Source organism: Sulfurimonas sp. (assembly GCF_028713515.1).
In the GTDB taxonomy this organism is placed as follows: Bacteria; Campylobacterota; Campylobacteria; order Campylobacterales; family Sulfurimonadaceae; genus Sulfurimonas.
Genome location: NZ_JAQTOD010000002.1, coordinates 243020 through 255235 on the forward strand (window position 1 = coordinate 243020; position 12216 = coordinate 255235).

The following is a 12216-nucleotide window of genomic DNA, read 5'->3' on the forward strand; positions in this document are numbered from 1 at the left end:
TAATTAACTATAAACAGATTTGTTTTAAAGCTCCGTTTTTTAACATATCTAGATTTATCACATAATCATTATGATTAAAAGTTTCTTCAAGTGGGCGTAAAGAAGTAAGCCAACCTTTACCGTCAGTTATCCAAATAAAATCAATATTTTGAGCTTTAACAAAATCATTTAGATATTGATATTCGCCCGCGGTAGCTTTAAGCTTTGAACCGCCGCCGCTATAGTAATTTACCTCTATTAGAAAGAGTTTGTTTTTTATTTTGTCAAACAGTGCAAAATCAAATCTTCTACTATTTTTATCTATCTCAATATCATAGTCAAAAGCAGACTTGATTCTTTTTTGTGTAGCTTGTTCTATGAATTGTAAATTTTTATTTTCCTCACAAAACCCTTCTAAAAACTTAAACACAAGTTTTTCCATAATATCGCCAGTTCTATTTTTTCTCGCATTTGTATCGAAACCAACTTCCACACCAAAGCAATAATCAACTAAATTTTTAACTGCTTTACTTTCAAAAATATCTTTCAAGCCACTCTCTTTAAAAAAGATTAACAGCTCTTTTTTAATATTTTTATCTATTGGATCATTAAAAATATATTTTTTATTTTCTGGTATTAAAGTTTCCAAATCTGTGATAATTGGTGTGCATGACAACTTATCATCTCTGATAGCTATAAGTATCGGAAGTATTTTTCTAACCTTTGGATACTCTTCCACTAAAGATAAAAATTCCTCTTCAATATTTTCTTTACCTATTAAATAGTTAAGTAAATTTAACTCTTTTTCTATTTTTTTCACATTAAGTTTGGCTTTTTCAAAGTCTGTGAAATAATCCCATGTAAAGATTGAGTCTTGAAGTGTGTTTCTCAGTATAGTAAAACTCATATTTACTTCCAAACTTCACTATATAATGACATAATAAGATCTTCTTTCCTCTCGTTAATTACTTTGTTATCCCAATTGTTATATTTGTTAAAAACATCATTCGTTGATAATATTGTATTTTCCGCAAGTATAGTTTCTCGTTTATTTTGATAGTTTTTTTGCCCTATTCTTGAGTTTAAATTAGAATCTAATAAAACTAAATTGGCAATATTAATCACCAGTTTTTCATCGATTTTCGACCATTCTTGCGTTCTAGTTTCTGGACACACATGTTCAATACTAACATTGAAAAGCTTTACATTTCCATTTTGTTTTTTGTACTCTATCTTTTTTAGTGCATACTGAACTAATTTTTTATTTTTTTCTAATTCTTTATTTTTACCTTTTGTATCAGAATAAAATAACTTTGAATCGAACTTTGCCTTAAACTGCTCGATTGTTGGCATTTTATTGTTTAAACTTACAATAAATTCATCTATTTTTTTATGTACTGCCTCTTTGTCATTAGCAAGATAAATGTTTTTAGATATTTTTGCATACATAGTATCCATTCCCGAAGATCGTAATGAACATATTGCATTATGAATAAAATGAAACTTTTCAATAACTTGCATAGTTTTTATACAATATGCTTCAGATATTTTTTTTTCATTCAGTGCTCTCAATAAAGCGATAATAATTGCATTTGCTACTTTAACTTTAAAAATAGAAATCGCTTCAAGTGAAATATATATGGACATTAATTTATTATTTTTCCAATCAGACTCTTCAGGCATGATTATTTTATGATATATTTCTGAATCTGAGACAAGTTCTGCTAAGAAAGTTTTGTAGTTAAATCCATCTTGCTTGCTAGTTCTAATAAATTCTTTAAAAATATTCTTATCTGAAACTTTTTTGTACCTTGACGCCCAAAAGTTATTTAAAAAACTAAGTGAACTGCCCTGCGTATTATCTACGATTTTTTTCCAACTGTCTTTTGGTTCTTTTAAGTGAGCTTCTTTTGGGTAAAGCTTAAAAACTTTATTCTTAATTAAATCAAAAGCATCTAAATCTTTTCCTTTAGCATTTAATGTTTCAAATACATTATGTATATCAGCTTCATCTTTTACTGCTACAAAAATTAATTCTAAATTCAAAACTTTATCCCTGAATGTTACAAGTTGAATATGTAATAATTGTTTAAACTCTAAAAGACACTGATTATAAGCATCTTTTATTTTTTTATCACCACTTTTTTCTGGTATTACTTTAAAATCTTTTTCGCTTGGCTTACTTTGTACTAACTTTTGGAATAAGGGGTAAGGCATTTCACTATTTAAAACAACAAATCTTTTATTATTTCTATCTTTATTAAATATATATTTTTCATCAATTGCATTTGCATATTCTACCATTTCTTCTTGTAATGCTTTATCTAAAGTTTCATCTTTAGCTCTTTCAATGAATATATCTCTAATAGCACATAACATAATTGTAATGGTCGTTATCCTTTGTTGTCCATCAACTACTTCAAAAAAATTACCATTAAAATCACCCTGTAAAACCATATGCCCAATAAAATAATTTTCTTGAGGGGTGCTTTCGCTTATATCACTAATTAACTCTTTTATATTTTCAACATTCCATGCAAATTCTCTTTGATAATCAGGAATGATATAACTACCCTTAGTTAATACATTCTCTATTGTTAAATTTTTAGCATCAACATTCATTTTGAATATCCCTTAGTTAATTTAATTTTGTTTGAATAATTACTTCACTAATTTTCCCACGACCACTACTTTTACTGTTTATAAATCTATTTGCCTGAATATTCTTAATTTCAAAATCTCTATATAGCTCATTTATAAAATCAGTATCCGAATTTGAGTGCATGACATGACTTTTTTGTTTTGCTAAATTATCAAAAACCTCAAAAAGCTCTTTTTGCTCTTTATCTAAAAAGCTATCTTTGTTGTATGAAGTAAAACTTGATGTTGATGTGAGCGGATAGTACGGAGGATCGAAATATACGAAATCATTCTCTTTTGCATGTAAGAGTACATCTTTATATGAGCTGTTAAAAATTTTAGCATTTTGCAGAGCTTCACTAGCATTGTGGATAACAAGTTCATCACAAATATTTGGATTTTTATAACTCCCTATCGGTACATTGTGATAGCCTTTACTGTTTACTCGGTAAAGTCCATTGAAGCAAGTTTTGTTGAGATAGATGAATCTTGAAGCACGCTCTATATCGCTTCTTTGTAAAAAGCTTTCTTCTCGATCCCAAGCTCTTACTTCATAATAAAACTCTTTGGAGTGTTTTTCTTTAAATTCTTGAAGATTTTTTATAAGTTCTGCGGGATTATTTTTTACAATATTATATGTATTGATAAGCTCCGCATTAATGTCAAAAAGATAAATTTTTTTATCTTTTAAAAGTCTTAGTGAATAGAGTTCAAAGAAAAGTGCACCACCGCCTACAAAGGGCTCAAAGTAATTATTAAACTCTTTTGGAATAAGCGGAATGATTTGAGAAAGCAACCCTCTTTTACCGCCAACCCATTTTACAAATGGTTGATATTTTGTAAAGTTAGATTGGTTTAGAGGTGCGGTCATCTTACCCCTTAACTCTCTTATTTCTATCCTCTTCCTGAGCCTTGTAAAGTTCTGCACACCCTTTTGAGAGTTCACGGATTTTTAGGATGTAGTTTTGTCGCTCTGTTTGGCTGATAGCTTTTCTGGCGTCTAGTACATTAAAAGTGCTTGCTGCCATCATACATAAATCATAAGCGGGAAGCGGAAGTCCCATTTCAAGTGTTTTTAGACATTCGGTACTTTTAGCATTAAACTCCGCAAAAAGCATAGCGGTATCTGCTACTTCAAAGTTATATTTTGAAAACTCTATTTCACTCTCTTTGTGAACATCGCGGTATAGAGTTTTTCCATGCTCATTCTCTCCCCAAACTATGTCAAAAACGGTGTCCACGCCTTGCAGGTACATCGCAAGTCTCTCTGTTCCGTAAGTTATCTCAACTGCTACAGGATTGCATTCAATTCCGCCGACTTGTTGGAAGTAGGTAAATTGTGTCACTTCCATGCCATTTAGCCAAACTTCCCAGCCAAGCCCCCATGCTCCAAGCGTTGGAGACTCCCAGTTGTCTTCTACAAAGCGAATGTCATGCTTGCTTACATCTAGCCCTAAAAATTCTAAAGATTTGAGATAGAGTTCTTGGATGTTGTCAGGGGAAGGTTTTATAAGTGCCTGAAATTGGTAGTAACTTCCCAGACGGTTTGGATTTTCGCCATATCTTCCATCAGTTGGTCTGCGAGACGGCGCAACATAAGCCACCGACCATGGAGTAGAATCTAGTGAACGAAGAAATGTAGCTGGATGAAAGGTTCCTGCTCCTGCTGGGATGTCGTAAGGCTGAACAATATTACACCCCTGCTTCATCCAAAATTCTTGTAGTTTTAGTAACATTTCGCTGAAAGTTATCATATTTGCCTCTTTTAAAAATTATGAGATTATATCAAAGCAAAACTTTATCCTTTTAGACAATAATAAGAATCACTTCGTATAATACAAAAAAACCAAAGGGAAAAAATGGCACATATAAAACTACCAGAATTTGAAGATATGACTCCGGCTATTCAAGAAAAAGCGCGTCCTATTTTAGAAAAAACAGGAAAACTCGGCGATATATTTAAACTTTTAGCGGTAGATGAAAAAATCTATTTTGCAACGGATGTAATGATTCAAAAATATCTTCTTGATGAAACTACACTCTCTTATGACACAAAAGAGGCTATCGCGCTTCTAGTTTCAAAAGAAAATGGATGCAAAATGTGTGTAGATGTCCACAAAAGCATCGCGAAAATGCTCGGTCTCTCTGATGAAAAGATTGAGAAAATCTTAGAGGGTGTTGATGCAATAGATACCGACGCAAAAGAAAAAGCTCTACTAAATTTCTGTCTAAGAGCTGCTCAAAAAGATAACTACAAGATATTAAAAGAAGATATCGACACTATCAAAGCCTTAGGTTATAGCGATGTGCAAATCATTGAAGCAGTTGCGATTACTGGATACTTTAACTATATAAACACACTCTCAAATGTTTTTGGACTAGGCGCTTAGGCTAGACTATTTTACAGACTATATCGCCAATCTCTTTTTTTAGAGAATTGGCAACGACACTACATTTTACTTTTAGCAAAAAACAGATGTTTTTTCTGTGTGATGGACTCATGCACTCATAGTTTCCCATGCCTTTGCTGATAACCAAATCCACACTATCAAAAAGCTCTCTTGAGTGCTTATTTGCTCTATTGTAAGTGAATCCAGGAGTATTTACACCGCTATCCACAAGCTCACAAAGCTCAGCAAAACCAGCCTCTTTTGCTTCTTTCATTGTGACATCATTTATAATCGGGCAACCTCGCACCATATATGAATAGGATACTTTTGGATAAAGTTTTTTTAACTCTTCAATAAATATATAGTCGAAAATATGCTCTCCAACATTATCACCAATAACTAAAACTGTTTTTGCGTTTTGTAACTTTTCTTCAAATATATCAAAATCACTATCCGCAAACTCCGTATGAAATATCTTCTCAAGTTCCTCTTCCAAGTCAAACTCCACAGCTGCAGCCAAATCTATTACATTGCCGGCAACTGCGATTTTTGTAGCTGTGAGGAGTCTGTTTTGCGAATAAAAAAGTTTTTCTTTTAGCAGAGGAGTAAACGAAAGAGCTTTTTTTGTAGAGGACTCTTTTAGTTCATCATACAGATCTATTTTGTTGGCGATTTGTGCCATTTTCTCATAGACAAAAGATGCGATTTCTGGAGGGGAATTCTCAGGAGAAAACTCTTTGCTCATAAGTTCCACTGTCGAAGTTAGCTCATCAGACAAAGATTTTGAAGCATTTATGGCATTTGCAACTTTTATGCTTTGGTTGATTATGCAACCCACACACTCTTTGTCAATAAGCATTAATTAGTGTGTTCTTCTATCGCTTTGTTCCACATAAGCTTATACTTTCTTCGCATAAACTCAACTTCCTGCTGAGATAGCTTTAGCTGTTGCGTAAGTGTTGCTATGGTATTTCTATCTTCGTCATAAAGCTCTTGAAGAGAAGCAAGCGCCTCTCTTAAAAAAGTGTTTTCTATCCTAACTGCCTGAAGTGTCTCATCTTTTGCATCAAGGACTTTCTCGTGAAGATTTATGATAGTACCGATTGTTTTTTCAACAAAGTTTGGCTGAACCAGCATCTCCGAAGAGCCGCCAAGAGAGAGAGCTTTAAGTTGTGCCGGAACAACCTCTTGCGTACCTTTTGATGGGTCTATATATCTGATACCATCTTCCATTTTAGTGGTAAGCTTGCCTCTCTCTACCAACTCTTCTAGTGCAAAAGCATCCAAACCCGTAAGCTCCATATACTCATCATCACTCATCCACTTCATCTGCGTTCCTTTGTTCTAAAGAATAGTTTCAATCTCCATCGAATCCATTTCAACTTTTTTAGCTTTTGCGATTCTATCTTCTTTAAGTTTTACAGATAGCTCTTCATTATTAAGCGCCATTATCTGCATTGCCAAATATGCCGAGTTAATAGCTCCTGCTTTTCCTATTGCTACTGTAGCAACTGGCATTCCAGCTGGCATTTGAACGGTTGAGAGAAGTGCGTCTATCCCAGAAAGTGCTGATGCGCTCATTGGAACCCCTATTATAGGCTTTACAGTTTTAGAAGATAAAACACCGGCCAAATGTGCAGCCATACCAGCAGCAGCTATAAAGACTTGAGCACCTTTTTTCTCGGCTGTTTCTATGTACTCTTTTGTTCTCTCAGGTGAGCGGTGAGCTGATGAGATAATTAACTCATACTCAACCCCAAAAGACTCTAATGTATCTGCGCAAGATTTCATAACATCATAATCACTTTTACTTCCTATAACAATTGAAACAAACTTCATCTATACCTCTTTTTTTTTAATTAAATTATAACTATTTTTTAGGATAAGTTCCCATATCGTCATGTGCTGGTATCCTAAAAAAAGTGTATGGGGGCATTTTTGTTGGCAGAGCAATAGGATTTACATTGCCACTATGAACCTCATCCCACACTTTTCTATTTTGTGCTAAAAGTTGTTTCAACTTCAGATACAGTCTGCCGTCTCTCTCATACGTTGAGCCTATCTCATTGTCCACAAATTCTATCTTGGAGTTAAGCGGTGCAACAATCTCTAGCTCATCATTTGGCAGAGTTTTATATTTGCATAAGAAGTATAAACCGTCCTCTTCTACTTGTCCACTAACCTGATGCGTTCCAAGCTGCATCGTAAAATCCAGACTTTGAGTATCATGCTTCTCGAACGGTCTTGAGATAAGATAAGCATCTGTGTAACCACGATTTTGAAGAGATTCTAGCTCATACTGATACTTGTTCACATCATAAGTTCCCTCATAATAGTCATCGATCGCCATTCTATAAGCTTTTGCAGTTACAGCAGCATAATAAGCCGTTTTTGTCCGCCCCTCTACTTTTAGAGAATCAACGGCTCCACTATCTAAAATTTCTTTTATATGCGAAGCAAGATTCAAATCTTTTGAGTTCATGATGTAAGTACCAACTCCCTCATCCTCTTCAAGTCTAAAAAGTGTTCCTGTTTCTGGATTTGCTGCAAAAATCTCATAAGGAAATCTGCAATCATTTGCGCAACTTCCGCGATTTGGAACGCGTCCGCTTTGCAGAGTAGAGATAAGGCATCTGCCACTATAAGCAAAACACATTGAACCGTGAACAAAGACTTCAAGTTCAAGTTTTGGGAGTGCTTTTTTTATCTCAACTAAATCTCTAAGTGCAATCTCTCTGGCTGTAATTATACGAGTAGCGCCCATTTCATAATAGATTTGTGCATCTAAAACATTCATAACATTTGCTTGAGTCGATAGGTGTAACGGGATTTGCGGAGCCAATTCATGAGCCAACTTTAACACGCCCGGAGTCGCAACTATAAAAGCATCTGGTTTCAACTCAGCCATCGCTAAAATATGTTTCTTTAGAAGATTAAGTTGAGAGTTAAAAGGAAATCCGTTTATAGTCGCATAAACTTTTTTGCCTCTAGCATGAGCATACTCAATACCCTCAGCAAACTCTTCCATACTAAACTCTTTTCCAGAACGAATACGCAAAGAGAAGTGACTAACACCGCCGTAAACAGCGTCTGCTCCAAAGTCTATTGCAATTTTAAGCTTTTCTAAAGTCCCAGCCGGGGATAAAAGTTCTGCTTTTTGCATTATTTTCCAAACTGCGCTAAAAGTGCCTCTATATCATCATCGGAAGCTAAATCATTGTGAGTATCCCCAGCTATATGTTGCGCTGAAGAGACTCTTTTTTCATCAGAAATTCTGCCCTCAAAAAGTGTATTCATATATTTCGAGAGTGCACGCATAACATTTATAACGCGCTCTATCTTTTGACGATGAATATCTTGATACTGCATAATATCCATAACGCTCATCATGGAGTCGCCATTGTTTTGAAGCATATCAGCAACCTCATTGGCATCATTCAAAGCATTTTTATTTGTCTCAAGTCCTGTTTTAAAAGCTTCTACATCTGGAAATTTTGCATTAAGGGTTGTAAACAACTTGATATTACTAGATAAAACCTCAAGTATATTTTTAGCGTTTGACTCTTTTTCCATTAAATCATTACTAACTGCTTCTATAATGTCAAAAATTTCAGTAGCTTTTTCTTCACTCTCTTTTGTTACATCATCAAGCTGATGAACCATCTTATTTTCATCTGTTGCTGGCAGTGGCCAATGATGCGCGGTTTCTTTACTGTAACCAAAAGGTTTCCCCTCATCATCCTCTTTTAAATGCTCTTCTTCAAGGATACCACCAATCTCTTCATCCGATGAGTCGTCTAAATTATCTAAATCTTCTACATCTTCGCTCATTAAAGCATCCAATTCTTCTTGAGTCATAACAAGTCCTAGTCAAATTTAATTTTTAACATTATAATATCATAAAATCCTATAAGGCTTATAAATGTTAGTAGATTTACACAACCACACTCCGCTATGCAATCATGCGGAGGGCGAAATCAGCGAATTCATTGAAAAAGCCATAGAGTGTGGCACTAAATATTTTGGTTTTTCTGATCATGCACCTATGAATTTTGACCATAAATATAGAATGGATTTCAAGCAGATGGAAGGCTATGAAAATAGCGTGTTGGAGGCCAAAGAGAGATATAAAGATAAGATAGAAATTCTGCTCGGATATGAAGTTGACTATCTAAAGGGCTACATGGACGAGAGAGTTTTAAATGCTAATGTTGATTATCTAATTGGCTCTGTTCACTTTATAGATGAGTGGGGGTTTGATAATCCTGAATTTATAGGTAACTACGAAAATCAAGATATAGATGAAATATGGCAAAAATATTTTGATGCCATTAAAGAGATGGCAGAGAGTGGACTTTTTGACATAGTTGGACATCTTGATTTGATAAAAATATTCAAATTCCTGCCAAACAAAAATATAGAATCTTTAGCGCATGAAGCACTTCTTGCAATCAAAAAAGCCAATATGACGCTTGAGCTAAATATTGCAGGATTTAGAAAACCAATTGCACAGGCATATCCATCAATCTCTCTGTTAAAAGAAGTATACAAATTAGGAATCCCGATAACATTTGCCTCAGATGCACACAAGCCTGAACAAGTAGGGCTGTTTAATGATGAAGCCATGAAAATGGCGAGAGAAGTTGGATATACGGAGTGTGTTTATTATCGTAAAAGAGTAAAATATTTCATAGATTTTTAGATTATTTTTCTACCAATCTCCATAAAGCAATTTTAAAGAGTTAGATTTGTATAATGCTCCAAAATTAAATATAACAAGGAAAAACGATGGCTAAATACATAGAATTAACTGCATCAAACTTTGAAGAAACTCTAAATGAAGGTGTATCTCTAGTTGATTTCTGGGCACCATGGTGTGGGCCTTGCCGTATGATTGCTCCAGTTATTGAAGAGTTAGCGGCAGATTTTGATGGTAAAGCAAAAATCTGCAAGGTAAACACTGACGAAGAGCAAGATATCTCTGTTAAATTTGGTATCCGTTCAATTCCTACAATCATGTTTTTCAAAGATGGTAAAATGGTAGATCAAATCGTTGGAGCACAATCAAAAGCTGCTTTAGCTGAAAAAATCAACGCTCTTTTAGCATAAATTTAAAATTAACCAAAAAGAGATAATACTCCTTTTTGGTTATTCTCTTATCCTCCTATTTTTCTCTTTATAATCACTTTTTTATAACTTTTTAAACTGATTTTATTGATAAATCACTATCTATTTTTTTTACAGATAAAACAAAAGAGTACCTTTATAAACAAGATAGTACTATACAAAATTAGAGAATTTAGATAAATTATTAAATTATAGTGAGGGTATTTATATGATTTTAGATTGCGCAATTATTGGTGGTGGTCCGGCTGGACTCACCGCTGGATTATACGCAACCCGTGGTGGTTTAGACAATGTTGTGATGTTTGAAAAAGGTATGCCTGGTGGGCAGATAACTTCTAGTAGTGAGATTGAGAATTATCCTGGAGTTACTGGCGAGATTAGTGGAATGGATCTTATGATTCCATGGCCTGCACAGTGTCAAAAATTTGGTCTAAAACATGATATGGTTGAGATAAAAAGAGTTAGCAAAGATGGTGATATTTTTAAAATTCACAAAGAAGATGGTACAGTAGTAGAAGCTTATAGCGTTATAGTTTGTACTGGCTCCTCACCAAAACATGCTGGGTTTAAAGGAGAGAATGAACTTTTTGGAAAAGGTGTAAGTAGCTGTGCGACATGCGACGGTTTTTTCTACAAAGGAAAAGAGGTTGTTGTTGTCGGTGGTGGAGACACAGCCTTGGAAGAAGCGCTTTATCTGGCTAAAATATGCTCAAAAGTTTATTTAGTTCATAGAAAAGACTCTTTTCGCTCAGCTCCAAATACAGTTGCAAGAGTAAAAAAAACTCAAAATATTGAACTTGTTTTAAATTCTATACCACAAGAGGTATATGGCGATAATATGGGAGTTACTGGGATTCTAGTAAAAGATAGTAGTGGAGAAATCAGGGACATTAAAGCGCCTGGTGTTTTTGTTTTTGTAGGAAACAATGTAAACAACAGAATTCTTCGTCAAGAAGATGGCAACTTCTTATGTGACATGAACGAAAAAGGCGAAGTTATAGTCGATATAACTATGAAAACAACAACTCATGGGCTTTTTGCAGCTGGAGATATCCGTCTCTCTGCTCCAAAGCAAGTAGTTTGTGCTGCTGGGGATGGAGCAATTGCTGCACTTGGGGCAATTTCATATGTGGATGAGTTATTAAATCATTAAAAGGGGGAGTATATGGTAAGAGTTGGTGTTTTTGGTGTAAATGGAAGAGTTGGAAGATTGCTAGTTGATGATTTGAAAAAGAGTGAGAATATTAGCCTTAGTTCTGTATATGTAAGGAGTTCTCTAGATTTTTCAATTGACCCGTCAGTTTTAGTTACAACAGAGATTAAATCATTTTTAAATGGTTGTGATATTGTTATAGATTTCTCTCTTCCTGAGGCTTGTGAAGTTTTACTAGAAGCTACAATCGATACACCAAAACCGCTAGTGATTGGGACAACTGGGCTCAATACTCATCAACTAAATCTTTTAAAACAAGCAAGTGAGAATATGCCTGTTCTTTATGCTACAAATATGTCTTTAGGAGTTGCACTTTTAAACAAACTAGTTTATCAAGCATCAAGCGCACTTAATGGATTTGATATCGAGATAGTTGAGATGCATCATAAGCACAAAAAAGATGCTCCGAGCGGAACAGCTCTAACGCTAGCCGAATCTGCCGCAAAAGGTCGTGACTTGGATTTAAACAAAGTAAGAGTTAGTGGCAGAGATGGTAATATTGGAGAAAGAAGCAGAGATGAAATCGCCGTAATGGCTCTTCGTGGTGGCGATATCGTTGGACGACATACTGTTGGCTTCTATAATGATGGCGAGTTTATAGAGCTAAATCACACAGCAACTTCAAGAAACACTTTTAGCAAAGGCGCCATCAGAGCTGCGCAGTGGCTAGCCAACAAAGAGAGTGGTTTGTACTCCATTTCCGATTGCTTAGAACTGTAAACTTTAATTTAATTTGACTTTAGTATAATTCGGCTTATACTTTGATGTTGCGCACTAAAGCGAACAAGTCCGTTTTAGTGGGATGGACTACTTCCCTTCCAGCCCCCTAAAGCTACAAAAAACAAGTTTTTGAGAATTACAAGGTGT

General features: G+C 34.7%; 14 protein-coding genes. 5 read left to right on the forward strand and 9 right to left on the reverse strand.

Annotation, left to right across the window (positions count from 1 at the left end; genetic code table 11):
• Positions 1 to 7 precede the first annotated feature (7 nt).
• From PHV22_RS05420 to glyQ, 4 genes are read right to left on the reverse strand one after another with little or no spacing between them, the layout of a single operon-like run.
• Positions 8 to 886, reverse strand: a complete 879-nt coding sequence (locus PHV22_RS05420; RefSeq protein WP_299946253.1) for a type II restriction endonuclease — start codon at positions 884 to 886, stop codon at positions 8 to 10.
• Positions 887 to 888: 2 nt separating this feature from the next.
• On the reverse strand, positions 889 to 2601 hold the full coding sequence (locus PHV22_RS05425) for a DUF262 domain-containing protein (protein ID WP_299946256.1): 1713 nt from the start codon (positions 2599 to 2601) through the stop codon (positions 889 to 891).
• Positions 2602 to 2617: 16 nt separating this feature from the next.
• Complete coding sequence (locus tag PHV22_RS05430; RefSeq protein WP_299946259.1) at positions 2618 to 3490, reverse strand: DNA adenine methylase; 873 nt, start codon at positions 3488 to 3490, stop codon at positions 2618 to 2620.
• Position 3491: 1 nt separating this feature from the next.
• The gene (gene glyQ, locus PHV22_RS05435; protein WP_299946262.1) at positions 3492 to 4373 is read right to left on the reverse strand and encodes a glycine--tRNA ligase subunit alpha; all 882 of its coding nucleotides are present in this window, start codon (positions 4371 to 4373) and stop codon (positions 3492 to 3494) included.
• Between the two features lie 105 nt (positions 4374 to 4478).
• Between glyQ and PHV22_RS05440 the strand changes: the two genes are divergently transcribed.
• The gene (locus tag PHV22_RS05440; RefSeq protein ID WP_295021889.1) at positions 4479 to 5009 is read left to right on the forward strand and encodes a carboxymuconolactone decarboxylase family protein; all 531 of its coding nucleotides are present in this window, start codon (positions 4479 to 4481) and stop codon (positions 5007 to 5009) included.
• A 1-nt stretch (position 5010) separates the two neighbouring features.
• On the opposite strand, the gene PHV22_RS05445 is transcribed toward PHV22_RS05440, so the two are convergent.
• From PHV22_RS05445 to PHV22_RS05465, 5 genes are read right to left on the reverse strand one after another with little or no spacing between them, the layout of a single operon-like run.
• Positions 5011 to 5868: an ARMT1-like domain-containing protein gene (locus tag PHV22_RS05445; RefSeq protein WP_299946266.1), complete on the reverse strand. Its 858-nt coding sequence runs from the start codon at positions 5866 to 5868 to the stop codon at positions 5011 to 5013.
• Complete coding sequence (locus PHV22_RS05450; RefSeq protein WP_295021886.1) at positions 5868 to 6338, reverse strand: DUF3972 domain-containing protein; 471 nt, start codon at positions 6336 to 6338, stop codon at positions 5868 to 5870. The genes PHV22_RS05445 and PHV22_RS05450 overlap by 1 nt, the downstream gene beginning before the upstream one ends.
• 15 nt (positions 6339 to 6353) lie before the next feature.
• On the reverse strand, positions 6354 to 6848 hold the full coding sequence (purE, locus tag PHV22_RS05455) for a 5-(carboxyamino)imidazole ribonucleotide mutase (RefSeq protein ID WP_295021884.1): 495 nt from the start codon (positions 6846 to 6848) through the stop codon (positions 6354 to 6356).
• Positions 6849 to 6879: 31 nt separating this feature from the next.
• A complete protein-coding gene (locus PHV22_RS05460) occupies positions 6880 to 8172 on the reverse strand; it encodes a peptidase U32 family protein (protein WP_295021883.1) in 1293 nt (430 codons plus the stop codon).
• The gene (locus PHV22_RS05465; RefSeq protein ID WP_295021881.1) at positions 8172 to 8867 is read right to left on the reverse strand and encodes a chemotaxis protein; all 696 of its coding nucleotides are present in this window, start codon (positions 8865 to 8867) and stop codon (positions 8172 to 8174) included. The genes PHV22_RS05460 and PHV22_RS05465 overlap by 1 nt, the downstream gene beginning before the upstream one ends.
• Positions 8868 to 8931: 64 nt before the next feature.
• On the opposite strand from PHV22_RS05465, the gene PHV22_RS05470 reads away from it, so the two are divergent.
• The 4 genes from PHV22_RS05470 (at position 8932) to dapB (ending at position 12069) form a co-directional block, all read left to right on the forward strand.
• Positions 8932 to 9711 carry a histidinol-phosphatase gene (locus PHV22_RS05470; RefSeq protein ID WP_295021880.1) on the forward strand — a complete coding sequence of 260 codons (780 nt, stop codon included), beginning with the start codon at positions 8932 to 8934 and terminating at the stop codon, positions 9709 to 9711.
• 86 nt (positions 9712 to 9797) lie between these two features.
• Positions 9798 to 10118, forward strand: coding sequence for a thioredoxin (gene trxA, locus PHV22_RS05475; RefSeq protein WP_299946272.1), 321 nt, complete (start codon positions 9798 to 9800; stop codon positions 10116 to 10118).
• A 229-nt stretch (positions 10119 to 10347) separates the two neighbouring features.
• A complete protein-coding gene (locus PHV22_RS05480; protein WP_295022342.1) occupies positions 10348 to 11289 on the forward strand; it encodes an FAD-dependent oxidoreductase in 942 nt (313 codons plus the stop codon).
• A 12-nt stretch (positions 11290 to 11301) separates the two neighbouring features.
• Positions 11302 to 12069: a 4-hydroxy-tetrahydrodipicolinate reductase gene (dapB, locus tag PHV22_RS05485; protein WP_295021876.1), complete on the forward strand. Its 768-nt coding sequence runs from the start codon at positions 11302 to 11304 to the stop codon at positions 12067 to 12069.
• Positions 12070 to 12216 lie beyond the last annotated feature (147 nt).